Genomic DNA, 25548 nt, shown 5'->3' with positions numbered 1-25548 from the left:
GGGTTCGGCTCGTCGCCTGGCGGCGACATTGCGCACGGGCGTGCGTGGGGCACCCCGAAGCTTGATTGTGCTGACGGTCTGGGGGTGCTTGTCAAGGCGGGAAAGATGCCTTGACAAGCACCCCCAGACCGCAGGAGAGCTTCGTATCGGGGTGCGGGGGAGGGGCTGGGTGCCTCGATAGCGGGTGCACTGGTGCGGTTTTGGGGCTGGGTGCCTCGATCGTTGGGTGTAGCAGTGCGGATTGGTGGGTGGGGTTAGCGCCCCAATGTGGCGTTGGGTGCGTGGGACGCACCGAACGCCACATTGGGTGCGTGGGACGCACCCAATGCCACATTGGGGCGCGCCTGGCGGGTGCTGGTTGGGTCGTGAGGGGAACCTTCAGGGACTCAGAGTTCCTGAAGGTGGCCCTCACGGAAGTAATCAGGCCCACCTCGGTGCGGGGAAAGAGTGGCGTGGTGGGGGTGGGCGGCTAAGTTGTGCGGCATGGATGTGCACGTCGTCGATCACCCGCTGGCCAAGGCTCGTCTCTCGACCATGCGGGACGCTCGGACGGACAGTGCTGCGTTCCGGGCCGCGTTGCATGAGTTGACTGTCATGCTCGTTTATGAAGCCACGCGGGATGCGCCGGTGCGTACTGAGCGGATTCATACTCCGGTGGCGCGGACTGACGCGTATCGGTTGGCCAGTCCGCCGTTGCTCGTGCCTGTTTTGCGGGCCGGGCTCGGGATGGCTGACCAGGCGCACAAGCTCATCCCGGACGCCCAGATGGGGTTCGTCGGGCTCGCTCGCGACGAGGAGACGCTCAAGCCGACTCCCTACCTCGAGTCGCTGCCCGAGTCGCTCGCGGATCGGCCCGTGTTGGTGCTTGATCCGATGCTCGCCACGGGCGGGTCGATGGAGTACACGATCCGGCTGTTGACCGATCGCGGGGCTACCGACGTCACCGCGATTTGTGCGCTCGCCGCGCCGGAGGGGCTCGCGCATCTCGAGCAGACTGGGCTGCCGGTTCGGGTGGTCACGTCGAGCATTGACGAGCGGCTCAACGACTCCGGGTTCATCGTGCCGGGGCTGGGCGACGCGGGGGATCGGCAGTACGGCGCTAGGTGAGCCAGCCGGAAGCGTTGGCGTGCAAGGCTTTTTCGTACCCGTCGGAAACGCTGAAGTTGTCGGGCAGGCGGCCGGACAGTTCCAGGGAGACCAGGCCGTGCACGAAACCCCACAGGCTGACTGTGATCAGTTCCGGCGCGACGTCCTGGAACTGGCCGGATGACACCGCGGCGCGGACGACCCCGGTCAGGGGGGCGAGGGTGGACTGGGCGACGTCGTCGGCTTCGGCGTTCGGTTCGAAGCCTGGCACGGAGCGGCTGAACATGATCGCGTACAGGTGCGGGTCGGCCAGTGCGCTTTCGCGGTAGGCGATGCCCAGGCGCACTAGGTCGGGTACTGCGTCGCCAGTCAGGGGGACTGTCGCGAGGCGGGCGCCGAAGCGGCGGAAGCCTTCTACGTACAGTGCGTTCACCAGGTCCGGTTTGCTGCCGAACAGCGAGTACACCGCGGTGGTCGACGTGCCGGAGTCGGCGGCCAGTTTTCGCAGGGACAGCGCCTTGGGGCCGTCCGCGGAGATCAGTTCGCCTGCCCGGTCCAGGAGCTTCAGCCGGAGGGTTTCGTCGTGGGTACGGGGGCGAGGCATGTACCCAGCGTAACGCAACAACGTTATAAAACGCGACCGTGACCGTCGTTTTAAGATTTGACCTGGAGTGCACTCCAGGTCGTACTGTCGAGCGCATGAGCTACTCGATAGCGGAAGCCGCACGACGTAGCGGCCTGTCGATCGACACCCTCCGGTACTACGAACGGATCAAGCTTCTCGAACCGCCCGCTCGCGATTCGGCGGGGCGGCGCGCCTACTCCGACGAGGACCTGAACTGGCTCGGCTTCCTCACGAAGCTGCGGCTCACCGGGATGCCGATCAAGAGCATGCGCGAGTACGCCTCGCTGCGCCGGCACGGGGTGGCCAGCGCGGGACGGCGCAAGGCGATCCTCGTGGAGCAGCGGCAGTCGGTCGCCGACCGGATCGCCGAGCTGCAGGGTTGTCTCGACATTTTGGACTACAAGATCGCCAACTACGAACACATCGAGCGCAAGGCCCTCGGGGTCGCGCCCGAAATGGAGGGAATTTCCGCGTGATCGGTACGAGGAAGCTCGGCGCACTGGAGGTCGGCGCACAGGGGCTCGGCTGCATGGGGATGAGCTCGGCCTACGGCGTGCGCGACAACGACGGCGAGTCCGTCGCCACGGTGCACCGGGCGCTGGAACTGGGGGTGACCCTGCTCGACACGGCCAACGTGTACGGGGCGGGGGAGAACGAGAAGCTCGTCGGCAAGGCCATCGCGGACCGTCGCGACCAGGTGGTTCTCGCGACGAAGTTCGGCATCGTGCACACCGACGCGGGCATGACCGCGCGCGGTGACGCCGCGTACGTGAAGCAGTGCTGCGACGAATCGCTGCAGCGGCTCGGCATCGACCACATCGACCTCTACTACCAGCACCGCGTCGACCCGAACGTCCCGATCGAGGAGACCTGGGGCGCGCTCGCCGAGCTGGTCGAGGCCGGGAAGATCCGCTACGCCGGGATTTCCGAGGCCGGCGCGGAGACGATCCGCCGGGCGCACGCGGTGCATCCGGTGACCGCGCTGCAGAGCGAATGGTCGCTGTGGACGCGCGGGATCGAGGACGAAATCCTCGGTACTTGCCGCGAACTGGGTATCGGAATCGTGCCGTTCTCGCCGCTGGGCCGCGGGTTCCTGACCGGCGCGGTCACGTCGGTGCAGGAGCTGCCCGAGGGCGACATGCGCCGTGGCCTGCCGCGGTTCGCCGAGGACAACCTCGCGCGCAACATGGCAATCGTCGAGGCGTTGCGTGCGCTGGCCGCGGACAAGGGCGTCACGGCGGGGCAGCTGGCGCTCGCCTGGGTGCAGGCCAAGGGAGCCGACGTCGTGCCGATTCCGGGCACGAAGCGGCGGAAGTACCTGGAAGAGAACGTCGGCGCGGCCGAGCTGGAACTGTCCGAAGAGGACATCGCGGCGATCGAGAAGGCCGCTCCGGCCGAGGCGGTCGCGGGGGAGCGGTATCCGGAGGCGCTCGCGCGCGTCACCGGCAAGTAGCAGTCGCAGCCGGTGCCCCGCTTTCGCCGCGGGGCGCCGGCGTCCCGAAGACCGGGTACGTTCTGAGGGATTTCTGAGATCTTCCGACCACTCTGATCGCCGTCAGATCAAGGCGACGCGGGAGGTCGGTGTCATGGCGGACGTGCTGGACTACCTGGTGGTCGGAGCCGGGCCGGCGGGATTGCAGCTCGGGCGGCAGCTGGGCGGGGCCGGGCGCAGCTACCTGGTCCTGGAACGCGGGTCCGTGCCCGCCGCGTTCTTCACGCGATTTCCCCGGCACCGCACGCTCATCTCGGTCAACAAGAAATACACCGGCTGGACCGACCCCGAGCTGAACCTCCGGGTCGACTGGAACTCGCTCCTCGACGACGGGCCGGATCCGCTGGTTTTCACCGACTACAGCGCCGAGATGTTCCCGCCGGCGGAAGCGTTCCTCAGCTACACCGCCGATTACGCGGCGAAACACGACCTCAAAATTCGCTACGACACCGAGGTTACGCGAATTTCGCGGGCGGACGACGTCTTCACGGTCACCGCCGCGGACGGGGAGAAATTCAGCGCGCGGCGGCTGATCATGGCTACCGGGGTGACCAAGCCGTACATCCCGGACGTGCCGGGTATGGAGCTGGTCGACCAGTACGCCGATTACGACACCGATCCGGAGCAATTCATCAACCAGCGCGTTCTGGTGCTGGGCAAGGGAAACTCCGCGTTCGAGACGGCCGACAGCATTAACGCCTTCGCTGCGGTGCTGCATGTCGCCGGTCCGCGACCGGTCAAACTCGCGTGGCGCACGCACTTCGTCGGACACCTTCGCGCGTTCAACGCCGGTGTGCTCGACATGTACCAACTCAAGCTGCAGCACGCGATTCTCGACGGTGACGTCCGCGAGATCACCAAGGACGACGACGGCTACCACGTCAAGTTCGCTTTCGCGCGCGCCGATGAGCTGGTCAAAGAAATTCGCTACGACCGCGTCATCGCCGCGACCGGGTTCCGGTTCGACGCTTCGATGTTCGACGAGGACTGCCGTCCGGAGATGACGATCAACGACCGGTTCCCGGCACAGACGTCGTCCTGGGAATCGGTGAACGTGCCGGGGCTGTACTTCGCCGGGACGATCACCCAGGCCCGCGATTTCAAGAAGGCCACCAGCGCGTTCATCCACGGCTATCGCTACGGCGTGCGCGCGCTTTCCAAGGTGCTCGACGAGCGTTATCACGACACTGAATGGCCGAGCACGGCGGTGGGCGGCAAAACCAGTGAACTGGTCGACGCTGTCATCAGCCGGATCAACCGTACTTCCGCGCTGTATCAGCAGTTTGGCTTCCTCGCCGACGTCCTCGTGGTCGACGGCGATCAGGCCCGCTATTACGAGGAAGTCCCGGTCGATCGGTTCAAGGACACCGCACTGGGCGAGAGCGCCAACGCGTTCGTGATCACCCTCGACTACGGGCCGGACCACGACAAGATCGATCCGTTCGACTTCACCGTCACGCGGGCGAGCCAGGATGTCGCGAACGATTCCGGCGAAGGCCATTACCTGCATCCGATCGTCCGGCATTACCAGGGCGGAGAATTGGTCGCGACCCATCATGTCACCGAGAACCTCGAAAACGAGTGGAACCGGCCGGTGCACGTGGACGCGTTGACGGCCTTCTTCACGAAGCAGCTCTGACATGCGCACGATCGCGGAGCTGGAAGCCATCGCGCGCGAACGGATGGAACCAGCACACTACGACTATTACGCCGGTGGTGCGGGCGACGAAGCCACCTTACGCGCCAACGAAGAAGAATTCCGCCGCCGGGTGCTGATCCCGCGGGCACTGCGCGGAGTCGGCAAACGAGACCTGACGGTGGAAATCGCCGGTTCGCCGATATCGATGCCGATTCTGGTGTGCCCAACGGCTTTCCACCGTCTGGCGCATTCGGACGGAGAACTCGCGACCGCGGAAGCCACCGCGGAAGCGGGCACTGTCTTCGTGTGCAGCATGGCCTCGACGACGGCCGTCGAGGACGTCGCCAAAGTCGCTGACGTCCTCTGGTTCCAGCTGTATCCGCAATCGGACCGCGAATTCACCGAGTCGGTCATCAGCCGGGCGGAGAACGCGGGTGCGCGGGCATTGGTGGTGACGGTCGATTCCGCGGTGCGCGGACGACGGGAACGCGAGTACCGCCACGCATTCCACGATCTCCCTCCGGGGTTGGCCGCGGAGAACATGCGCGACGCCACCGGCCGGGTGCGGGACATCGAGATGCCCGCCGACCTGACCTGGGACGACCTGGATTGGCTGCGCGGAGCCACGAAAATGCCGGTGCTGCTCAAGGGAGTGCTGCATCCGGAGGACGCCCGGCGCGCGGTGGCGGCCGGAATCGACGGGCTCGTGGTGTCCAACCACGGCGGGCGGCAACTCGACGGCGCAATTTCGAGTCTGGCCGCGCTCCCCGAAATCGTGTCCGTTGTGGACGGTCAAGTGCCACTGATCCTCGACGGCGGCGTGCGAAGCGGCGCGGACGTTATCAAGGCGCTCGCGCTCGGCGCGGACGCGGTCGGCGTCGGCAGGCCGGTGCTGTGGGGGCTCGCCGCGGCGGGGCAGGAAGGGGTCGCCGAAGTGCTGGAACGGTTGCGCGAGGAAACGGACACCGCACTCGGGCTTTGCGGGGCGCGGACGCCCGGCGAGCTGACCGCGGACCTGGTCCGATGAAACGTCTCGTGCTCGCGGGGGCGGCGGGGCTCGTCGCGACCAGCCCGAAATGGCTGCCGGGCCGGGTCGTCGCGATGCGGAACCGGATTTTCGCGCTGGTCAACGGGGACGAGGGCTACCAGGTTCCGGTCGAGGACTTCCGCCGGGTGTACGCCGATCCGGCGGCCGACGGACGCAGCGAGGGCGCCGCGCTGTCGGACCTGTTCTGGTACTGGCTCGCGCCCGGACCGCAGGTGCACCAGGAACATCTGGAGCCGGGCCCGCGCTACGACGAGGTCGCCAAAACCACCCGGAACATCCTGGTCAAGTCCAAGGCCGAATCGCAGGCGTTGACCGAACGGGTCGCCGCGCGCGTGCTCGACCGGATCGAGACCGGGCCGGGACGGCTGCTCCGGCTGCGCGACGAGATGATGCCGGTCTGGGCCGAGCTGTACTACGAGCTGGTGTTCGGCGAACCGTGCCCGCCGGAGGCCCGGGACCTGATCGTCGGGCACGCCGACGACGTCGTGTCCGCGCTGAAGTGCGTCCGCCCGCGCAACATGCGCCGCCGCGCCCGGCTCACCGCATACCTGCACCGCAGGCTCGACGACGTGCCGCATCCGCTGCCGTCCCGGCTCACCCGCGAGGAGCAGGTGTTCTACCTGCAGGGCACGTTCTTCAACACCGCGGTCGTGCAGATGTCCGAGGCGATGGCGCACCTGCTGATGGTGCTCGCCGAACATCCGCAGGTGCAGCGCAGGCTCGCGGAGAACCCGGACGACGACGAGTATTTCGACCGCGTGCTGGACGAATGCCTGCGCACCTACCCGTTGTTCGGCATCGCACACCGCATCACCACCGGCGACATCGAACTGGCCGACCGGACCATCGACGCCGGAACCGTGCTGTTGTTCAGCTACCCGGAGTTCCACCACGCCGGAGTGGACCGGGCCGAGGAATTCGACCCGGAGCGTTGGGCCGGGTGCCCCGCGCACCAGCAGCGAAATTTCTTGCCGTTCGGCGTCGCGCAAAACCGGCCGTGCCCCGCGCGCGGCCTCGCCCCGGTGACGATGCGCGTGGTCACCAGGGAATTCCTGCGCCGGTTCGCCCTCACTACGAGCGCCGCGCACACCCGCTCGATTCCCAATCGCGGACCGGTTTTCGCGATCCCGCGCGGATCGCGGCGAAATCCGCGCACCGCATTGGCCTATCTGGCGGTACGCGACCGCTGGGAAGACGTGTGGCGCAGCCTCGCGCAACTGGTGTTCGGCACCTACATGGTGCTTGACGCGCGCCGGCTTCGTTTGTGCACCAAACACTTCCAGGGAGGGAACCGATGAGTGTCGTAGAAGCCGCACCCGCGTTTTTCCTGGCGGCAGTGGTGATCCTGGTGGCCTGCCGGGCGGTGAACGCGCTGGCTGTGCGGCTCGGGCAGCCGCCGGTGGTGGGGGAGATGGTCACCGGCGTGCTGCTCGGCCCGTCGCTGCTCGGGCTCCTGCTGCCGGGCGTGCAGGAATGGCTGTTCCCGGACTCGGTGCGCACGCTGCTCTACCTCGGCGGCCAGATCGGGCTGGTCATCTACATGTTCGGCGCGGGCTACGAATTTCGCTTGAGCGCGCTCAAGGAAGGGAGGAAAACCGTCGCGGCGGTGTCCGCCGCGGGCACAGTCGTGCCGCTCGCGCTCGGCGTGGGGGTGAGCGTGCTCGGCGCGAACTGGGCCGGAATCCTGAAACCCGGGGTGTCGCCGGTGGTTTCGGCGGCGTTCGTCGCGGTGGCGCTCGCGATCACGGCGTTCCCCATGATGGCCCGGATCATCACCGAACGCGGCTTGGGCAGCACCCGGTTCGGCTCGCTCGCGCTGGCCTGCGGTGCCCTTGACGACGTCCTCGCCTGGATCCTGCTGGCCGTCGTCCTCGGCATGCACGCGGGCACGGCCGGTCCGATCGCGACGGCCATCGGCGGCGGAGTGCTGTTCGTGCTGCTGATCTGGCTGGTGGTCCGGCGGATCGTGGCGCGAGTGATGGACAACCCGCAGGTCTCGGTGGATCAGCGGATGCTCGTCACTGCCATGTTCCTGTTCGGTGCCGCATGGTTCACCGACGTCATCGGCCTGTACGCGGTATTCGGCGCGTTCATGCTCGGGCTGGTGTTCCCGCGCGGCGAAGCGGCCGACGCGGTGCTCGCGCGGATCATGCCGGTCGGCCGGGTCGTGTTCCTCCCGCTGTTCTTCACCTATTCCGGCCTCAACACGCGATTCGCGCTGCTCGCCGACCCGAAGCTGCTGATGTTCGCGCTGGTCTGCATCGCGGTCGCGGTGGTCGGCAAACTCGGCGCCTCGTGGGGCGCGGCGCGGCTGACCGGCGAGCCGCAACCAGTCGCGCTGCGGATCGGCGTGCTGGTGAACGCGCGCGGACTGATGCAGTTGGTGGCCTTGAACGTTGGGCTGTCCGCCGGAATCGTTTCCCCCGCGCTGTTCACCGTCCTGGTGCTCGTCGCGCTCGTCACCACGATCATGACCTCGCCGGTGCTCGGCTGGCTGGACAAACGCGACGCCCGCCGGTACGCGGACGGAGAAATGCCCGAATTTCTCCTGACCGGACGCAGCTGAACGATTGCCTACGAAAGTCGAGGGTCGGATGGCCGGATCACTGCGAGTATGGACCTGTGCACGATGAGGCAGAGACCCCGGCGGCTTCCCGGGTGCTCCTGGTCGAGGACGATCGCGATCTCGCCGGGATGCTCGTCGAATTGCTCGCCGGAGAAGGTTACGAGACCGAAGTGGCCCACGACGGACAGCGCGGCCTGCACCTCGGGCTCACCGGAAGGCACGCGGTGGTGATTCTCGACCGGCGGCTGCCGGTGGTCGACGGCCTTTCGGTGCTGGCCCAGCTGCGCCGCCGGGCAGTGCCCGCGCGGGTGCTGGTGCTGTCCGCGCTGGGCGAGCTGGCCGACCGGGTGCACGGCCTCGACACCGGGGCCGACGACTATCTGGTGAAACCGTTCGAGACCGACGAACTGCTCGCCCGGGTGCGCGCGTTGTGCCGCCGCGACGAGGAGCACGCCGAATCCCTCCCGCTTGGCGCGGCGGCGCTGGACCTGCAGCGGCACGAGGTCGTGCTGCCGCGCGGCGAGCGGGTGACGCTGTCCGGACGCGAGTTCGAACTGTTGCGCACGCTTGCCCAGCGGCCGAAAGCAATTCACCCGCGGGCGTCGCTGCGCGCGGGAGTGTTCACCGAATCCGCCGCGGAGTCCATTGTGGACACCTATGTGTACTACCTGCGGCGGAAGCTGGGACGGAACGTGGTGAAGACGGTGCACGGCCTCGGCTACCAGATCGGGGCGGTGTGACCACCGTCGTCGCTCCGGAGGCGCGGGCGCTGCGGCGCGCGCGGCGGACGATCGCGGGCCAGATCGCGGTGGTGATCACGATGGTCGTGCTCGCCGCCGGCGTGATCGCGTACTGGGTGCTGCTGCGCGGACAGTCCGCGGAGACCGAGCGGCAGCTGGAATTCGCCTTGGGACACGGGCTTTCCGCGACCCCGCCCGGCTGCACCTACCTGGTCACGCCCCAGGGCCACGCGCCTGCCGGGCGGCTCCCGTTCACGCTCCCGCCGGTGCCGCAAGTGCCGCACGACGGCGACGTGGTGACGGAAGAACGCGTGCTCGACGGCGCGACGTACACCATCCGCACGGTGAACCGCGGCGGCGAAGTATGGCAGGCGTATTTCAACGAGCATTACCTGATCTCCGACCGCGAACACCTGTTGTTAGGGCTCGGGGTGGCCGAGCTGGTGGTGCTGATCGCGTCGGTGATCAGCGGGTACCTGCTGGCCGCGCGGGCGATTCGGCCCCTGGGCGAGGCGTTGCGCCGGCAGCGGACGTTCGTCGCCGACGCGTCCCACGAACTGCGTGCGCCGTTGACCCGGTTGCACACCCGCACACAGCTGCTCGCCCGTCGCGGCGGCGCGGGACCGGACGAGCTGCAAGCCCTGGTCTCGGGCACCCGCGAACTGGGCGCGGTGGTCGACGATCTGCTGTTGTCCGCGCAGGCCTGTGCCGAGCGGCCGCAGCTGGAGCCGGTGCAGCTGGCGGTGCTGGCGGAACAGGCCGTGGCGGCGGAATCGGTCCGCGCGAACGACCGGCAGGTGGACCTCCGGCTGAGTCGTTCACCGGGGCTGGAGGACGTGGTGCCGGGTGTGCCGACCGCATTGCGGCGGGTGCTGTCCGCCTTGCTGGACAACGCGATCGGGCACACGCCGCCGGGCGGCTCGATCGAGGTGATTCTCGCCAATCCGGATGCCCGGCACGTCGAACTGCGCGTGTGCGACACCGGAACCGGCTTCCCTCAGCACGAAGCTGAACGGCTTTTCGAACGGTTCGCCCACGGCGCGCACGGCGAGGGACGACGGTTCGGGTTGGGCCTGGCATTGGTGCAGGAAGTCGTGACCGGACACGGCGGGACCATTGCCGCGTTCGGAAAGCCTGGTGTCGGCGCGACTTTCACGTTGCGCTTCCTACGGGCTTGAGCTTTCGCGCCTGGAACTTCTTGTACAGGAAGAAATAGAGCTTGATGTACTGGCCGACCAGGACGGCGTTGATGATCGTGCCCTCCCGGATGAAATGCGGTCCGCCGAGGAAGATCAGCCCGATGCCCGCGGAGATGGCCAGTAGCGTGCAGTCGAAGACGGTCTTGATGTTGCCCCATTTGCGGCCGGTCTTTTTCTGCAGGGTGTTGACGAACAAGTCGATCGGCATCAACACGAGATTGGCGCGGATCATCAGGAAAAGCCCGAACGCCAGCATCGCGTCGGCTAGGAACAGCAACGCGAGATTGGCCGCGTAGGGCGCTAGCGAGATCCACTTTGTTGCCATCAGGTTGAAGTCGAGCAGTGCGGCCAGGATCAGCGCCGGAACCAGCGAGAACAGGTTTTGGAGCTTGAACGCCCTTGGCAGCACCAGAAAAGTCAGCCCGAGCATGAGCACTTCGAGCATGAGATTGAACGTGCCCTGGCTGAGCGGCGGGAGCACGAGCGTCATCGTGCGGGTCAGGCTGCTTTGCGGGGAGATGCCAATCCCGGCCCGGATGGCCAGTCCGAGACCGAGTGTCAGCAGATAGATCCCCGCGATGTAGGTGATCCACCGCCGCACCACGTTGCCGGTGTCGATTACTCCCGCGTCTTTGTCGTAAGGCACGACCGCGACCTCCTCGTTGAGGGTTACTTCATGAATCCGAAACGGTCGAGCGAGATGAACAGGGTCAGGAGTTTGTTGACGACGGGCTCGCCCTCGTTGCGGTTGCCCAGTTTCTCGAGCGCGGCGTCGACGGAGCGGGTCGCGTCGACGAGTTCGGCGAGGTTCATGTCGGCCATCACGCCGTAGAACTCCAGCGGCAGGCAGGATTTCGTCTCGCCGTCCTCGGTCACGAGACAGCCGCCGACCTGTGTGTCCAACTGCTTGAGGTTGGCGCACATTTCCGCGCTGTCGCTGCCGACGCTCACGAAGTATGCCGACGGAGCGGGCCAGAACGTCGACACCGCACCACGGTCGATCGAAACGCCCTTGAACAGCCCGGTGACGATGTGTCGCTCCCCGTCGGCATAACGCTGCACGACCGAAATCCGGTTGAGCAGCTCGCCTTCGTGCTCGGGCACGACCGCGCCGTCGCGGAACGGTACCCAGATTTCTTGGGCGAACTTGAGATGTCCGCGTCCGTAAACGTCGAAAAGCAGCACCTTCGCCCGGTTGCCTTCGGGAGAAATTTCGAGCGGGGTCAGGTCAAGTTGCGAGGCGGTCAGATCGGCGAGACCCGGCTTCGGTTCCTTGGCCAGGCTTGAGTAATCGATGCCGACGCGGTTGAGCAACTTGCGGTCGCGCGCGACGAGTTCGCCGCCCTTGAACACATACCGCGGGTTGATCTTCGCGAGGCTGTCGGTGAGGACGATGTCGGCGAAGCGACCCGGGCTGAGCGAACCGAGATCGCGGTCCTTGCGGAAGGAACGGGCGGCGTACAGCGTGCCCATCTTGATCGCTTTGATCGGCGGCATTCCCATTTCGATCGCCAGCGAGATCACCCAGTCGATATGGCCCTGCCGCAGGACTCGGTCCACCGAGATGTTGTCCGCGCAGAGCTGGAAGTTTTCCGCGGGCCAGCGCCGTTTCACGATGGCGCGCAACATGGTCCGAATAACCTCGGGACTTCCGACGCCGAACTTGATCTGCGTGTTCAGGCCGTAGCGGACGCTCTTTTCGATGTCGTCCTCGTTCCAGACGTCGTGATTGTTGTCGACGCCGATCGCGGGCATGTAGTTCAGCAGCATGTCCGACAACGCCGTGACGCCCCAGTGGCAGTTCACGAACCCGGAATTCGCGCGGCCCAGTGCGGACTTGCGGAAGTCCTCGGCGTCCCCGGTCATGTAGGACAGATGCGCCAGTTCGCCCAGCCCGATCACCGGATCCATCTTCAACATGGCCTCGGTGACGTCGGTCGAGGTCTTCTTCCCCGGCGCGAACGCGTACAGCCGATACGGCAGCTTTTCGTGGTCGGCAAACAACGTCTGGACGGCTTCCACCGCCTCGTCGCCGGCCGCGCTGGCGAAGTCCAGGGTTTCCCCGAAGACCGTGGTCGTTCCACTGGGGACGATCGCCTCGCCGAACGCCGCCGGATGCGCGAGCTGCGATTCGAAATGCAGATGCGCGTCGATCAATCCGGGAATCGCGTAAAGCCCTTCGCCATCGAAGGCCTCGCGCACCCGCACGACCGACTCGTCGGGGTTCAGCGCGACGATCCGCTGCCGGTAAACGAGAAGCGAGCCGGGATAGACACTTTCCGTGTGCACGTCGACGATGTTGAGATTACGCAGCAGCAGGTCCGCTTCCTGCTCGCCGGAGAGAATGCCGAAGATCGTCCGCACATGATCTTCTTGCGCGGCAACGTCTTCGGCCGGGATCGGGGGATACGTCGTCGGATCCTGCACAGTGTCCTCGCTTCGCTGTCGTTGGTGCACTGATAGAACCCGGCGCATACCGTTGCTGACAAGCATTCATTTTCGTACGACGTGTACTCTTTTTTCGTACGCTAAGGAGGGCTAGGGAGGTTCACCAGTGCTCCACTCGCGGTTGCTGCAGTACATCGACGAAGTGGCGCGCCTCGGGTCCATCCGCGCGGCCGGGGCGAGGCTGCACGTCGCGCCGTCGGCGATCAACCGGCAGATCCTGCTGCTGGAAGCGGAACTCGGCCAGCCGCTGTTCGACCGTCTGCCGCGCGGGATGCGCCCGACACCGGCTGGGGAAGCGCTGCTCGCGCACGTCCGGCGCACCCTGCAGCAGTACCGCGAGACCGTCGCGGACATCCGGGACCTGCACGCACTCGGCAGCGGCGAGGTCGTGATCGCCACGATGACCGGCCTGGCCAGCAGCGTCGTCGCCACCGCCGCGGCGGCGTTCCGGGGCCGGCATCCGCGAGTCCGGATCTCGATCCGCACGATGACGACGCAGGACATCCTGCACGCGGTCGAGGCCAGCGAAGCCGATCTCGGGCTCGGCTTCAACGTCCCGTCCTCGGCACACCTCGAGGTCTGCTGGCAGATGAACACCCGGCTCGGCGTGGTCGTCGCCCCGCACCATCCGCTCGCCGGCGCGGACCCGATCCCGCTCGCGCAGTGCCCGCCCTACCCGCTGATTTTCGCCGACCGCTCGATGGTCATCCACGGCATCGTCGCGGAAGCCTTCGCCAAGGCCGGTCTCGACATCGAACCGGCCTTCCACACCAATTCGATCGAGACAATGAAACGGCTCGCCGCCTCCGGTGATGCCATCGCGTTCCTCAGCGAATTCGACATCGCCGAGGAGATCCGAGACGGCCGCCTCGTCTTCCGCCCGGTCCGCGACGCGTTCAGCAACAACGTCGTTTCGTTGGTACGCCGGGAAAAACACGGCCACGGTCTGGCGAGTTTGTTGCTGGCCGAGGACATCGTGGGGGCGCTGACCCACGCGCAGACTCCGCGGCCGTAGGGCTCAGCGCCGTTCCTGCGAAGGTACGTGAGGGGAACCCTGAGGGAATCAGAGTCCCTCAGGGTTCCCCTCACGTACCTCTGAGGGAGCGGAACTCCTCGGATCAGTCGGTGAGAGTGTCGGTCGGCAACAACGCCCGTAGCCGCCGAGTCGTCGCCTCGTATTCGACGTATGCGCGCGAGTTTTCCGGCCCACCGGCGGCCATCAGTTCGTCGTGCGCGAGCGCTTGCTCGGCGATCACCGACGCGAGCAGCACCAGGAACCGAGCCGAACGCTCGGAACGGACCGCCATCTCGGCGGAACCCGGCAGACCCCGCTCGGCGAACCCCTCGAACACGGCGGTGTTCTCGCGCTGCTTCTCCGCCAGCAACCGGCAGGTCGCCGATTGCTGGCGGAGCTGGTCGGCATAAGCCACCTGCGGCGAAGCGGCATCCCCGGGCTGGCTCACGCCCGACATGATGCCCGTTCTCCGCCGCGGGCGGCCACCGGCTCGGTTCCTAGAGCACGACCACCGTGAACACAGCGGAGACGGCCGTGGCGAACAGGGTGGATTCGGGGTGGTACACCCGCAGCGTCAGCGTCGCGGAGACGTTCAGCCGGACGCCGAGGTCGAAGTCGTTGTCCGGTGCGCACGAGGCGGAGGCGAGGTTCACCCAGACCCCGGCCTGAGTTTGCTCCTGCAGGTACAGGAGTCCGCCGTCGTCGGCGCGACCTGCCGGGCCGGTCGCGAAGTGCCCGTGGATCCGGAGCTGCTCGCCCTTGTGCACCTTGGCCTTGACCGGTCCGGCCTTGATGTGGACGGGCGTCTTCTTCCCCGCCTGGTGCGCGGCCGGCGCGCTGGCCTGCGGGACAGCCGCCTCGGCAGGTGCCGCCAGGCAGAGGCCGCCGAGAGCGAGGGACAAGGCGAGACCGGCCCATCGGGCGTGTCGCCGCATCGAGGTAGTCATGAACCCAGCGCAGTGCACCGCCGCTCGCTCCGCTGCTCAATTCCCTCGACGGTCGGGGGACAGCCACCGGCAAGGAGGAGAGCGTGACCGTCCGAGAAGTTTCGTGACAGTGTTTTAAAACAGTGTTATGGTCGCTTCCGCACCCCAAGGAGGCGACCATGCACGGCCCAGTCCAGTTGTTCACCGTCATCGCGCTCGTATCGCTGCCGACCGTCATGTACGGCGGCTACGCGCTCAGCGGCGTCCTGCGCCGCGGCGACCTCACCGAGAAGCAGCGCGGCTTCTTCCGCGCCGGACATGCCCACGCCGGCGTGCTGCTGGTCCTCACACTCGCCGCGTTGCAGCTGGTCGAGCACGGCGGGCTCGGCGACACCGCGCGCTGGATCGTCTGTTTCCTGCTGCTGTTCGGCGTGCTCGCGCAGTCCGGCGGGTTCTTCCTCGCGATGCTGCGCACCCGCGTCGGCATGAGCGTCACCACCGGCGGCGCGGTGCTGCTCGGCGCGGCCATGCTGCTCACCGCCTACGGCGTCGCGTTCCCCTGACGAAATCGCTGGCGCCGGGTCGTTAAGCTGGATGACGTGCCTGAATACCTGTCAACTGCGCCTGTCAAGGGGACCCGCGACTTCCTCCCCGCCGAAATGTCCGTCCGCATGCAGGTGTTCGGCCATCTCTACGACGTGCTGGAGCGCTACGGCTACCTCCGCTACGACGGCCCGGTCCTGGAGCAGGCGGAGGTCTACGAGCGGAAGTCCGGCCAGGAGATCGCCGACCAGCAGCTGTACACGCTCACCACGCGCGGCGGCGAACGGCTCGCGCTGCGCCCGGAGATGACGCCGTCGGTGGCCAGGATGATTGCCGGCCACGCGAAATCGCTGTCGTTCCCGGTGCGCTGGTACAGCCACCCGAATTGTCACCGCTACGAGCGCCCGCAGCGCGGCCGCGTCCGCGAGCACTGGCAGATCAACGCCGACATCTTCGGTTCGGAAAGCGCGAACTGCGAGATCGAGATGTTCGAGCTGATCCACGACCTGATGGGCGCGGTCGGCGCGAGCCCGGACATGTTCGCGGTGCGCGTCAACGACCGGAACCTGCTGTCGTCGGCGCTGACCGACGTCGTCGGCATCTCGCCGGACCACCTGCCGCAGGTGTTCGCGCTCGTCGACCGGTGGGAGAAGACCTCGGCCGAGGAGCACGCGGCCAGCGCGGCCGAGATCGGGTTGTCGGACAAGCAGTACGAGAAGCTCGCCGAGACGCTCAGCGCCGGCCCGGCGCTGCTCGACGAACTGCCCGCGGAGGTCAAGGCCGAGTCGAACCTGGTCAAGGTGCTCTCCAGCAGCGCGGCGAGCCTGGTCCGGTACGAGCCGCTGATCGTGCGCGGGCTGGCGTACTACACGTCGACCGTGTTCGAGGTCTTCGACACGTCGCCGCAGAACCGCCGCGCGCTGTTCGGCGGCGGCCGATACAGCAACCTCGCCTCGATGTTCACCAAGGAGCAGATCTCCGGCATCGGGTTCGGCATGGGCGACGTGACGCTGATGGACTTCCTCGACACGCACGGCCTCACGCCGCAGCCGCGCAGCGAGGTCGACGTCACGGTCATCCCGGTCACCGAGGACCTGGCAGACCCGGCCCGCGACGTCGCGACGGCGCTGCGGAAGGCGGGGCTGCGCACGTCGACCCCGCTGGAACTGCGCAAACTGGGCAAGGAGCTCACGCGTGCGGACAAGGCGGGCGCGGTCGCGGTCGTCATCGTGGGCGAGGAGGACTGGGCGGCGGGCCGGGTGACGGTCCGGAGCCTGGCTACCCGCGAGCAGCAGCAGGTCGCGCTGGCCGACGTACCGGCGGCGGTGCGGGCGATGGTCTCGCCTGCCTGATTTTCCCCGAGGCGGGCGTCGGTCTCCGGACCGGCGCCCGCCTTGTTTTATCCGCCGAGGGGTGGATCCGGTGCGGTTTCGTCACTCGCGGCAGTCGGGAGCCGATGAATCGGCCACCCGGCTGGACGCTCCACAATGGACACTCAAGATCAGCATCGCCCCGCCGCGCGCGGCGGGGCGATGGTCCACTGACTGGGACGGCGGCCGGGCCAGATCCAGGTTTCTCCGGCTTCGCGGGCCTGGTCGGCGCCCTCGGGGTTGATTCGAGCACGCTTGGTTGTCATTGCAGGGTCGTCATGATCGGTTCTTTGTAGTACCCTTGCGTAGTCGAGGTCGATCGCCTTCGTTGCGAACCCTTGACTTGGCCTGTTGCCGGAGGTCGACCCCCAGGGCTTCCGGTGACAGGCCTCTTTACTTTCCCCGCAGAGGCTTTCGGCCCCGCTCAGCGGAGCGGGCGCTGCTCACATGAGCGTCGCGGCAAGGGTTCCGCCGAGTTCGGTCACCGCTTCCAGCGCGGCTTTGTCCGGTTCGCCCGTCACGAGCACGGGCTCGGCCACGCGGGTCCAGCCGAGCCCGGTCGTGATCGCGTCGAGCTGCCGCACGGTCCCGGACGTGTCGTTGTTGCCGTGCACGTACGCCCCGAACGGGCGGCCTTTCGTCGAGTCCAGGCACGGGTAGTACACGGTGTCGAAGAAATGTTTCAACGCTCCGCTCATGCTGCCGAGGTTCGCCGGCGTACCGAGGAGGTAGCCGTCCGCGGCCAGCACGTCGGCCGCCGTCGCGCCGAGCGCGGGACGGCGGACGACGTCGACCCCTTCGATGTCCGGATGGTTCGCGCCGGCGAGCGCGGCCTCGAACATCGCCTGCATCGACGGCGACGGCGTGTGGTGCACGATCAGCAACGTGGGCATGGTTCTCCCGTCAGCGCAGCAGTGCGGTGATCTCCTCGCGGACCGCGTCGAGAACTTCCGTCGCGCCGCGCCGCGCGTCGGCGAGTTCGCCGGTCACCGGAGCCACCACTTGCAGGTACGCCTTCAGTTTCGGTTCCGTGCCCGACGGCCGCACTACGACACGCACGCCGTCGCCGCTCAGCCGGAGCACGTCGGCGTCCGGCAGGAGGTCTTCGAGCGTCACCGGCACCCCGCCGAGCGTGGCCGGCGGGTTCGCCCGCAACGCGGCCATGAGGCGTCCGCGCACGGCGAGATCGGTGACCCGCAACGAGACTTGATCGGTGAGGTGCACGCCGTGCCGGGTCGCGATGTCGTCGAGGACGTCCAGCAGGGTGCGGCCTTCGGCCTTGAGCGTGGCGGCCAGGTCCGCGCCCGCGACCGCGGCGGAGATGCCGTCCTTGTCGCGAACAAAACTCGGGTTCACGCATAGTCCGAGGGCTTCCTCGTACGCGAACACCAAACCCTCGCCGGCTCGGACCAGCCATTTGAACCCGGTGAGCGTCTCCGCGTAGCGCGCGCCCTTTTCCTTCGCCACTTCGCCGAGCAGCGACGAGGACACGATCGTGGTGGCCACCAACGGATCTGGATTGTCCGTTGTGGACAGAACGTGCGACCCGAGCAGGACGCCGGTCTCGTCGCCGCGCAGCATCCGCCAGCCGTCGGGGCCGCGGACGCCGAGCGCGCACCGGTCGGCATCCGGGTCGAGCGCCACCGCGAGGTCGGCGTCCACTTCGGACGCCAGCGCCAGCAGGAGGTCGGTCGCTCCGGGTTCCTCGGGGTTCGGGAACGAGACGGTGGGGAAATCGGCGTCCGGTTCGGACTGCGCGGAAACCAGGTGTACGTCAGTGAATCCGGCCCGCGAAAGCGCGGCCCGCAGGGTTTCCGCGCCGACGCCGTGCAACGCCGTCGCGGCGATCCGCAGCTCGCGCGTCGTGCCACGCGGCAGCGCGCCGACCGCGGAAAGGTACGCCTCGCGCGGGTCGACAACCTCGGCACCGGGCTGGCGCGGGATGCTCCGAGTGGCCGGGGCCGACTGGATCGCGCGCTCGATTTCGCCGTCGGACGGCGGCACGATCTGTCCGCCGGTGGCGTCGTAAAGCTTGTACCCGTTGTCCGCGGGCGGGTTGTGCGACGCGGTGATCTGGATTCCGGCGACCGCGCCGTAGTGCAGCACCGAGAACGCCAGCACCGGCGTCGGCAACGGCCGCGGCAGCACCTTCACCGCGAACCCGGCGGCGGTCAGCACTTCGGCCGCCGCGGTGGCGAACGCTTCCGAACCGTGCCGCGCGTCCCGGCCGACCACGACCACGCCGCCCGCGTGCCCCTGCGCGGCGAGCCACGCGGCGACTCCCGCGGTGGTCCGCGTGACGACCGCGACGTTCATCCCGTTCGGACCCGCGCGCACCGGCCCGCGCAAACCCGCGGTGCCGAACTCCAGCGGCCCGGCCATCCGGTCGGCGATCTCCTCGGCCGCGCCGGGCTCCTTGCCCATCGCGCGGGCGAGGACGGCGGTCAGCTCCTCGCGCGAGCCCGGATCCGGGTCGTCGGTGATCCAGCGGTAGACGGAATCGCGCAGGCGGGAATCGAGGCTGTCGGACACCCGGGCCAGCTTACGCGGATCGGGAAATCGGGTGGTGGCTGGCGATACGCTCGCGTGGTGCGCATTCTTTTCACTTCCCTCGCGTCATACGGGCACCTTTACCCGTTGCTGCCGCTCGCCGTCGCCGCGCGCGACGCGGGCCACGACGTGGTTTATGCGACCGCCCCCGACTTCCATCCGACGCTCGAGAAGGCAGGCCTCGAAACCGCCGCCGCCGGGCTGACGCTGCAGGAGGCGTTCGGCCTCCTGTTCACCGGAGACACTCGCAGCCGCTATGAGGTCCCGCAGGCTGAGCTGAACGAGGCGATCGGCAAGGCCTTCGGCAAGCTGCTGCCCACCCGGTTCATGACCGACCTCGCTCCGGTTCTTGCCGAGCGGAAACCGGATCTGGTCGTGTACGAAATGGGCAATCCGGGCGGTGCGTTCGCCGCGCATCAGGCCGGGATTCCCGCGATCGGACACGGCTTCGGCCGGGTTTCCTCCGGCAGCCCGATGGAGTACATCCGCGAGCAGCTCAACGCGTTGGCCGCCGAACTCGGCATTGTCGGCGAGAGCCGGTTGTTCTGGGGCCATCCGTTCGTGGACATCTGCCCGCAGTCGGTGCAGGCGCCGGAGTTCGTCGCCGGGGCCCGGCGCGTGCCGCTGCGCCCGGTCGGCTGGAGCGAACCGGGCGAGCTGCCGTCCGGCATCGAAGGCCGCGATCGCAGCCGCCCGCTGGTGTACCTGACGCTCGGCACCACCGGCGCGAGCCAGGCGCACCTGCTGACGTCGGCGTTGCAGGGCTTGGCCTCGCTTGACGTAGACGTGCTGGTGGCGACCGGCCCGTCCGTTGACGTCGAGGCGCTCGGCGAGGTGCCGTCGAATGTGCAGCTGGAGGCGTGGGTTCCGCAGTCGGATCTCTTGCCGCACGTCGATCTGGTGGCGCACCACGGCGGAAGCGGGACCACGCTGGGCGCGTTCGCCGCGGGGGTGCCGCAGCTGGTGTTGCCGCAGGGCGCGGACCAGTTCACCAACGCCGCCGCGGTGGTCGAGGCAGGTGCGGGCGCGAAGCTCCTCGGCGACGAACTGACGACGGACGCGGTCCGGGAGGCGGCCGGCCGGTTGCTGGCGGACAGCACGGTGGCGGACGCCGTGCGCGGGCTGGCCGCGGAGGTCGCGGAGATGCCTTCGCCGGACGAAGTGGTCGCGCAGCTGCCGCAATACGTCTGAGCGGCTTGCGCCCCAATGTGGCGTTGGGTGCGTGGGATGCACCGAACGCCACATTGGGTGCGCGGGACGCACCCAATGCCACATTGGGGCGCTCGCCGGAACTCAGGCGCGGGCGACGAGTTCCTTCAGCAGCGAGCCCATCCGCGTCGCCGACTGCCGTCCGGCCTCGAGGACTTCCTCGTGGTTGAGCGGTTCGCCGGTCATGCCCGCGGCCAGGTTCGTGACCAGCGACAGCCCGAACACCTCGAGCCCGGCCGCGCGGGCGGCGATCGCCTCCAGCACGGTCGACATGCCGACCAGGTCCGCGCCCATGGTGCGCAGCATCCGGATCTCGGCGGGCGTCTCGAAGTGCGGCCCGGGCAGGCCCGCGTACACGCCCTCCTCCAGCGAATCGTCGATCTCCCGCGCCAGGTCGCGCAGCCGCTGGGCGTAGAGGTCGGTGAGGTCGACGAAGTTCGCGCCGACGATCGGGGAGCGCGCGGTCAGGTTGAGGTGGTCGGAGATCAGCACCGGCTGTCCGACGCTCATGCCCTCCCGCAGCCCGCCCGCCGCGTTGGTGAGCAGCACCGTCCGCGCGCCCGCCGCCGCGGCCGTGCGCACGTTCTGCACCACCGGGTCGATGCCCTTGCCCTCGTAGTAATGCGTACGGCCGAGCAGGACCAGCGCGCGCTTCTCACCGATCCGCAGCGACCGCACCGTGCCGCCGTGGCCGACGGCTCCGGGCGGGGTGAAGCCCGGCAGTTCGCCGAACGGGATCTCCGCGTCGGCGGTTCCGATCACGTCCGCGGCCGGACGCCAGCCCGAACCCAGCACCACGGCGATGTCGTGCTTCTCGACGCCGGTGCGCTCGGCGATGACGGCGGCGGCCGCCTCCTCCAGGTTGCTCATGCCGCCGAGCGTATCCGGGCGCCGCGCACCGCGAGGAACGCGACCAGCCCGAACGGCGACAGGAAGATCGTCAGCAGGAGCAGCGGGCTGAGCACCCACCACGGGATCCGGTGCGTGCGCGCCTCGAAGAACATCCAGCGCGCGATGAACAGGTCGAACGCGATCAGGTGCGCCCAGACCAGCGCGGCCCCGTACGACGTGCTCAGAAACCCTTGCAAGACACCGAGATCCGGCCGTTGCATCGCGTGCCACAGCTCGCCGAAATGCGGGATGGCCAGCACGAAGTACCAGACCAGCGGCAGCAGCGGCACCCACGGCGAGGCCAGGATCCGGCGGGTGCCGCGCCAGCCGGGCAGGAAGATCATCAACGCCCAGAACAGCACCGCGACCGGGAACGTCCAGGCGAAGACGGTCAGGTCGCTCACCGGACCGCCTTCCGGACCGGCACCAGCACCGACGCCGCCGCGGCCGCCGCGATGACGCCGACGAGCAGGCCGGCAGCGGCCAGCGTCGTCCCGCTCGGGTAGATGAGCGGTTCTCCGCGTTCGGCCTGCCACAGGATCAGGCCGACGAGACCCGCGTAGCCGACCGAGCCCGTCCACACCAGCCGCACGCGCACCGCGCTCTCGCGCAGCCGGGGCAGTCGCGTCGCGAGCACAGCGAGTCCGAAAGCCAAGAGCGGCAACGCTTGCAGCCCGTGCAGGCCGATGAAGTGCGCGATGCGCAGGTCGCCGCCGGTGGTGCTCCAGCCGAGCAGCGGAAGACCGGGGCCGCCGTCCGCGACGCCGACGCTGTGCGCGCCGATGAGGTCGGAATGGCCGGTGGCTTTGATCGCGGCCCGTTCGATCGGGGTCGGCTGGGTCATCGTCGCGCCGAGGCCAGCGCCGATCAGCGCGACGACCGCGCCGGTGCGCACCGCCCAGTACACCGCGCGGTCCTCGATCCGGGTGAACATGAGCGCGACGGTGCCCACGAGCGTGGCGAGCCAGAGCCCCGCCACCATCACGCCCATCGCCTGGAACAGCGCGGCGTCGAACGGGGACGTGTTCGCGAAGTGGCTCGGCCGGACGCGGGCCGCCTGGAAGGCCATCGCCACGTATTCCGCGGCGAACAGCACGACGGCGACGGTCGTGGCGACGCTCGCGACCTTGCGCAGCCGGCCGCGCAGCAGTGAGACGAGCCAGCTCCAGGTGAAGAAGTAGAGCCCGCCGGACACGGCGAACTTGAACGGCTTCGCCCAGATCGGCGCGCCGAGCAGGGTGCGGTGGTCGATCAGCATTGCCGCGACGGACAGCACAGTCGCGACGGCCATCGCCCCGGCGAACCACAGCGAGGGCCGGTGCCAGGTGCGCATCCGTGCGGTGTTCAGCGTCGCGGGCGGGTCGAGAATGGCGGTCATGAGGTTCCTCCCAGAATGGATAGTGCTGCTCTCCACTATGGGAAGTTAAACTATCCATCCTGAGATGTCCTCAGGGTTTTTCCCGGAAGTCCGGAAGTAGGGTCGAGCGGGTGCGGATGGCAGAGCTGAGCGCCGAGTCCGGGATCCCGGTGGCGACGATCAAGTACTACCTGCGGGAGGGGCTGCTCCCGGCCGGCGAGCGGACCAGCCCGAACCAGGCGCGCTACGGCGAGGAGCACGTGCGGCGGCTGAAGCTGATCCGGGCGCTGGTCGAGGTCGGCGGGCTGTCGGTGGCGACCGTGCGGGAGGTCGTCGCGGCGGTTGATTCCGACCGGGCCGCGTACAACGTGCTGGGGGTCGCGCAGCGGGCGCTGACCGGGTTCAAGGCGGAGGTTTCCGCTGATGACCGCGAGTGGGCGATGGGGTTGCTGACCTCGCTCGCCAAGGAGCACGGGTGGAAGTTCGGGCCGGATACTCCGGTGGCGGACTTGCTGGTGGGGACTCTCTGCACGATCCGTGCGCTGGGGCATCAGGCGTTGCTCGATCAGCTCGGGCGGTACGCGGAGATCGCCGATCGGATCGCTGAGGCTGACTTGGACACTCTCGAGGCAGGGGTGTCGATGGATCGGATTGTTGAGGCTGCCGTGGTGGGGACGGTGTTGGGGGATCGGTTGTTCGAGGGTTTGCGGAGGTTGGCGCAGGCCGCGGAGACTGCGCGGCGGTATACGGAGGGGTGAGCGCGGCCCCTGGGAGATCTTTCCCGGGGGCCGCTTTTGGTCAGGTCAAAGGCAATTGCGCCATCGCGTTCGCCAACTGCCCGGCAGTGTCCCCGGCGGCCCAGACGTGGCCGTCCGGGCGGATCAGCACCGCGGCCGTCGGCCAGGGCAGTTCGGTTTCGTACAGCTGGAGGTCCGTGTTCGCGGCCAGGTCCTTCAGTTCCGGGCTGGCTTCCTTGGCGAGCAGCACCGGACGGCCCTCGCGCAACAGGCGCAGTTGCTCGCGGGTGGCCGGGAAACGTTGGCCTGCCAGGGAACCGTCGCCCGGATAGCGCACGTCCAGCGCGGTCACCGTGTTGGCCAGCGCGGTCGCCACGTCGGGATGGCTGCGCAGCAGGTCCGTCATGAGCCGCCGCAGAGACTGACCTTCCTCGGTGGTGGCGGTGATCAGGGCGGTCTGGGCCTTGGTGTGTTCGCCGAGTGCCACGCCGACGGGGTGGCGTTCCGGGTGGTAGGTGTCCAGCAGAGTCGCGTCCGCCCGGCCCTGCTGGACCGCGGCGAGCTTCCAGCCCAGGTTCATCGCGTCCTGCAGGCCCACGTTCAGTCCGACGCCGCCCGCCGGGAAATGCCTGTGCGCGGCGTCGCCTGCCAGGAATACCCGGCCCTTTCGGTACTCCGCCGCGAGCCTGGTGGCGTTGCCGAAACGGGAGAGCCATACCGGGGAGTGCGGGCCGAAATCCGTGCCTGCGATCAGTTTTGCCGTCTCTCGCAGGGATTCCAGGGTTGGATCGGGGTCGGACGGGGCGGAGCCGGTGACACGCCATAGCCCGCCAGGGAGCGGGACGACGATCAGCGCGCCGTGTTCGTTGTGCCAGTAGCCAGGTCCCTCCGGCGGGTCGGTCAGTTCGACGTCGCCGAGGAAGCCGAAGACGGTTGAGTCGGTGCCGGGGAAGTCGATTCCCGCCGCGTGGCGGACGGTGCTGCCTGCGCCGTCTGTTCCGACTACGTAGTCCGCGGTGATTTCGTACTCGCCGTCTGGGCTGCTGACCTGCAGTGTCACGCCGTGGTCGTCTTGGCTCAGTCCGGATACGCGGTGGCCGCGCCGGAGTATTGCGCCTTGGGCCAGTGCGTGGTGTTCGAGGAGTTCTTCGGTGCGCAGTTGTGGGTGGGCGAGTTGGAAGGGGAACGGCGTTGCCAAGTCTTGGAAGTCCAGGCGGGCGGGCAGCATGCCGAAGTGTCCGTCTGGCAGGGGAAGTCCGTCGTTGAGGAAGGCTTGTTCTTGTTCGCGCATCGCGAGGACTTCGATGGTGCGCGGGTGGATGGCCAGCGCTTTCGAGTGCGGGCTGCGGTGTTCGGCCTGTTCTAGGACTAGTGGTCGGCTGCCGCCCAGGGCCAGTTCGGCTGCGGTCCACAGGCCGACTGGGCCTGCTCCGACGACGATGGTGTCGGGTGCGTGCACAGTGATCACTTCTTCTCTGGAATGAGGTGGTTACATACTGATAGTGCGGTTGCGCTCGGAAGGGGAGTGGGATGGCGTCAGTGCGACAGGCCGGCGGTCCGTGCCAGGCGTGGCCGGGGGATGGCGGGTTCATCCGGGAGGTGCTCGACCGGATTGGCGACAAGTGGACGGTGTTGACCATCAGCACTTTGAGTTCTGGCTCGCTGCGTTATTCCGATTTGCAGGCGAGTGTGGTGGGGATTTCGCAGCGGATGTTGACTCAGACGTTGAAGCATCTTGAGCGGGACGGGTTGATTGTCCGGACTGCTTATGCTGAGGTTCCGCCGCGGGTGGAGTACGCGTTGACGAATTTGGGGCGGTCGTTGGTTGACGCGGTTCGGGGGATGGTGGATTGGGCTGTTGCGCACCACGGGGAGGTTGCTGGGAATCGGGCTGTTAGTGCGGTTCGTGGGGTTGGGCGGGAACGGGGGCGGGTGGGGTGAGGTGGGTGGGTGGGTAAGACCATGATGGGTTAGTTGGGGTGGGGGTGCAAAAGGCACTTTGAGGTGCGTGAGGGTTCGGCTCGTCGCCTGGCGGCGACATTGCGCACGGGCGTGCGTGGGGCACCCCGAAGCTTGATTGTGCTGACGGTCTGGGGGTGCTTGTCAA

26 protein-coding genes are annotated in these 25548 nt (G+C 67.9%); 15 read left to right on the top strand and 11 right to left on the bottom strand.

Translation table 11 applies throughout. The annotated features are described in order from the left end of the window. Nucleotides 1-483: 483 nt before the first annotated feature. Nucleotides 484-1107 (top strand): uracil phosphoribosyltransferase, encoded by a 624-nt coding sequence (upp, locus tag ACFXI3_RS42175; protein ID WP_116205731.1) that lies wholly within the window; start codon nucleotides 484-486, stop codon nucleotides 1105-1107. Here upp and ACFXI3_RS42170 read toward each other — a convergent pair. Beyond that, on the bottom strand, nucleotides 1100-1690 hold the full coding sequence (locus ACFXI3_RS42170) for a TetR/AcrR family transcriptional regulator (protein WP_344287546.1): 591 nt from the start codon (nucleotides 1688-1690) through the stop codon (nucleotides 1100-1102). The two genes, upp and ACFXI3_RS42170, sit on opposite strands and share 8 nt — an antisense overlap. Before the next feature lie 95 nt (nucleotides 1691-1785). Between ACFXI3_RS42170 and ACFXI3_RS42165 the strand changes: the two genes are divergently transcribed. From ACFXI3_RS42165 to ACFXI3_RS42130, 8 genes are all read left to right on the top strand, one after another. Then, complete coding sequence (locus ACFXI3_RS42165; protein ID WP_344287544.1) at nucleotides 1786-2187, top strand: MerR family transcriptional regulator; 402 nt, start codon at nucleotides 1786-1788, stop codon at nucleotides 2185-2187. Then, nucleotides 2184-3164 carry an aldo/keto reductase gene (locus ACFXI3_RS42160; protein WP_344287542.1) on the top strand — a complete coding sequence of 327 codons (981 nt, stop codon included), beginning with the start codon at nucleotides 2184-2186 and terminating at the stop codon, nucleotides 3162-3164. The genes ACFXI3_RS42165 and ACFXI3_RS42160 overlap by 4 nt, the downstream gene beginning before the upstream one ends. Nucleotides 3165-3297: 133 nt before the next feature. Further along, the gene (locus tag ACFXI3_RS42155; protein ID WP_378407421.1) at nucleotides 3298-4842 is read left to right on the top strand and encodes an NAD(P)-binding domain-containing protein; all 1545 of its coding nucleotides are present in this window, start codon (nucleotides 3298-3300) and stop codon (nucleotides 4840-4842) included. Nucleotide 4843: 1 nt separating this feature from the next. Then, nucleotides 4844-5869, top strand: coding sequence for an alpha-hydroxy acid oxidase (locus tag ACFXI3_RS42150; protein WP_378407419.1), 1026 nt, complete (start codon nucleotides 4844-4846; stop codon nucleotides 5867-5869). Beyond that, the gene (locus ACFXI3_RS42145) at nucleotides 5866-7188 is read left to right on the top strand and encodes a cytochrome P450 (protein WP_378407417.1); all 1323 of its coding nucleotides are present in this window, start codon (nucleotides 5866-5868) and stop codon (nucleotides 7186-7188) included. Before ACFXI3_RS42150 ends, ACFXI3_RS42145 begins: the two co-directional genes overlap by 4 nt. Further along, nucleotides 7185-8456: a cation:proton antiporter gene (locus ACFXI3_RS42140; protein ID WP_378407415.1), complete on the top strand. Its 1272-nt coding sequence runs from the start codon at nucleotides 7185-7187 to the stop codon at nucleotides 8454-8456. Before ACFXI3_RS42145 ends, ACFXI3_RS42140 begins: the two co-directional genes overlap by 4 nt. A 92-nt stretch (nucleotides 8457-8548) precedes the next feature. Then, nucleotides 8549-9196, top strand: a complete 648-nt coding sequence (locus tag ACFXI3_RS42135) for a response regulator transcription factor (protein ID WP_344287552.1) — start codon at nucleotides 8549-8551, stop codon at nucleotides 9194-9196. After that, nucleotides 9193-10374: a HAMP domain-containing sensor histidine kinase gene (locus tag ACFXI3_RS42130; RefSeq protein WP_344287532.1), complete on the top strand. Its 1182-nt coding sequence runs from the start codon at nucleotides 9193-9195 to the stop codon at nucleotides 10372-10374. The genes ACFXI3_RS42135 and ACFXI3_RS42130 overlap by 4 nt, the downstream gene beginning before the upstream one ends. On the opposite strand, the gene ACFXI3_RS42125 is transcribed toward ACFXI3_RS42130, so the two are convergent. Both ACFXI3_RS42125 and ACFXI3_RS42120 read right to left on the bottom strand, forming a co-directional pair. Further along, complete coding sequence (locus ACFXI3_RS42125; RefSeq protein ID WP_378407413.1) at nucleotides 10349-11041, bottom strand: YitT family protein; 693 nt, start codon at nucleotides 11039-11041, stop codon at nucleotides 10349-10351. The genes ACFXI3_RS42130 and ACFXI3_RS42125 overlap by 26 nt on opposite strands. A 23-nt stretch (nucleotides 11042-11064) precedes the next feature. After that, nucleotides 11065-12888, bottom strand: coding sequence for an adenine deaminase C-terminal domain-containing protein (locus ACFXI3_RS42120; protein ID WP_378407411.1), 1824 nt, complete (start codon nucleotides 12886-12888; stop codon nucleotides 11065-11067). 61 nt (nucleotides 12889-12949) lie between these two features. Between ACFXI3_RS42120 and ACFXI3_RS42115 the strand changes: the two genes are divergently transcribed. Continuing rightward, nucleotides 12950-13858 (top strand): LysR family transcriptional regulator, encoded by a 909-nt coding sequence (locus tag ACFXI3_RS42115; protein ID WP_378407409.1) that lies wholly within the window; start codon nucleotides 12950-12952, stop codon nucleotides 13856-13858. 103 nt (nucleotides 13859-13961) lie between these two features. Here the strand turns inward: ACFXI3_RS42115 and ACFXI3_RS42110 are convergent, their stop codons facing one another. After that, entirely contained in the window at nucleotides 13962-14315 is a 354-nt protein-coding gene (locus tag ACFXI3_RS42110) for a hypothetical protein (RefSeq protein WP_344287524.1), read from the bottom strand. Nucleotides 14316-14355: 40 nt separating this feature from the next. Next, on the bottom strand, nucleotides 14356-14805 hold the full coding sequence (locus ACFXI3_RS42105; protein ID WP_378407407.1) for a hypothetical protein: 450 nt from the start codon (nucleotides 14803-14805) through the stop codon (nucleotides 14356-14358). A 158-nt stretch (nucleotides 14806-14963) separates the two neighbouring features. On the opposite strand from ACFXI3_RS42105, the gene ACFXI3_RS42100 reads away from it, so the two are divergent. Then, nucleotides 14964-15347: a hypothetical protein gene (locus ACFXI3_RS42100; RefSeq protein ID WP_037816084.1), complete on the top strand. Its 384-nt coding sequence runs from the start codon at nucleotides 14964-14966 to the stop codon at nucleotides 15345-15347. A gap of 36 nt (nucleotides 15348-15383) precedes the next feature. Continuing rightward, nucleotides 15384-16679 carry a histidine--tRNA ligase gene (gene hisS / locus ACFXI3_RS42095; RefSeq protein WP_378407405.1) on the top strand — a complete coding sequence of 432 codons (1296 nt, stop codon included), beginning with the start codon at nucleotides 15384-15386 and terminating at the stop codon, nucleotides 16677-16679. Between the two features lie 461 nt (nucleotides 16680-17140). On the opposite strand, the gene ACFXI3_RS42090 is transcribed toward hisS, so the two are convergent. Both ACFXI3_RS42090 and ACFXI3_RS42085 read right to left on the bottom strand, forming a co-directional pair. Further along, a complete protein-coding gene (locus ACFXI3_RS42090) occupies nucleotides 17141-17590 on the bottom strand; it encodes an NAD(P)H-dependent oxidoreductase (RefSeq protein ID WP_344287518.1) in 450 nt (149 codons plus the stop codon). 10 nt (nucleotides 17591-17600) lie between these two features. Beyond that, nucleotides 17601-19229, bottom strand: coding sequence for a phospho-sugar mutase (locus ACFXI3_RS42085; protein ID WP_378407403.1), 1629 nt, complete (start codon nucleotides 19227-19229; stop codon nucleotides 17601-17603). A 57-nt stretch (nucleotides 19230-19286) separates the two neighbouring features. On the opposite strand from ACFXI3_RS42085, the gene ACFXI3_RS42080 reads away from it, so the two are divergent. Continuing rightward, on the top strand, nucleotides 19287-20438 hold the full coding sequence (locus ACFXI3_RS42080) for a glycosyltransferase (RefSeq protein WP_378407401.1): 1152 nt from the start codon (nucleotides 19287-19289) through the stop codon (nucleotides 20436-20438). Between the two features lie 102 nt (nucleotides 20439-20540). Here the strand turns inward: ACFXI3_RS42080 and ACFXI3_RS42075 are convergent, their stop codons facing one another. The 3 genes from ACFXI3_RS42075 to ACFXI3_RS42065 are packed head-to-tail and all read right to left on the bottom strand — an operon-like array spanning nucleotide 20541 to nucleotide 22725. Continuing rightward, complete coding sequence (locus ACFXI3_RS42075) at nucleotides 20541-21326, bottom strand: purine-nucleoside phosphorylase (RefSeq protein WP_344287512.1); 786 nt, start codon at nucleotides 21324-21326, stop codon at nucleotides 20541-20543. Next, nucleotides 21323-21751: an ABA4-like family protein gene (locus ACFXI3_RS42070; RefSeq protein ID WP_378407399.1), complete on the bottom strand. Its 429-nt coding sequence runs from the start codon at nucleotides 21749-21751 to the stop codon at nucleotides 21323-21325. Before ACFXI3_RS42070 ends, ACFXI3_RS42075 begins: the two co-directional genes overlap by 4 nt. Further along, a complete protein-coding gene (locus ACFXI3_RS42065; protein ID WP_378407397.1) occupies nucleotides 21748-22725 on the bottom strand; it encodes a hypothetical protein in 978 nt (325 codons plus the stop codon). Before ACFXI3_RS42065 ends, ACFXI3_RS42070 begins: the two co-directional genes overlap by 4 nt. Nucleotides 22726-22841: 116 nt before the next feature. Between ACFXI3_RS42065 and ACFXI3_RS42060 the strand changes: the two genes are divergently transcribed. Further along, nucleotides 22842-23462, top strand: a complete 621-nt coding sequence (locus ACFXI3_RS42060) for a MerR family transcriptional regulator (protein WP_344287550.1) — start codon at nucleotides 22842-22844, stop codon at nucleotides 23460-23462. Between the two features lie 40 nt (nucleotides 23463-23502). On the opposite strand, the gene ACFXI3_RS42055 is transcribed toward ACFXI3_RS42060, so the two are convergent. Then, nucleotides 23503-24900, bottom strand: coding sequence for an FAD-dependent monooxygenase (locus tag ACFXI3_RS42055; RefSeq protein WP_378407395.1), 1398 nt, complete (start codon nucleotides 24898-24900; stop codon nucleotides 23503-23505). A gap of 71 nt (nucleotides 24901-24971) precedes the next feature. Here ACFXI3_RS42055 and ACFXI3_RS42050 point away from each other — a divergent pair, with 71 nt between their 5' ends. Then, entirely contained in the window at nucleotides 24972-25382 is a 411-nt protein-coding gene (locus tag ACFXI3_RS42050) for a winged helix-turn-helix transcriptional regulator (RefSeq protein WP_378407393.1), read from the top strand. Nucleotides 25383-25548 lie beyond the last annotated feature (166 nt).

The organism is Amycolatopsis sp. NPDC059235, from assembly GCF_042754125.1.
Lineage (GTDB): Bacteria > Actinomycetota > Actinomycetes > Mycobacteriales > Pseudonocardiaceae > Amycolatopsis > Amycolatopsis albidoflava.
Note: the sequence above shows the minus strand (reverse complement) of the source record. Positions and strands in the feature narration are given on the sequence as shown.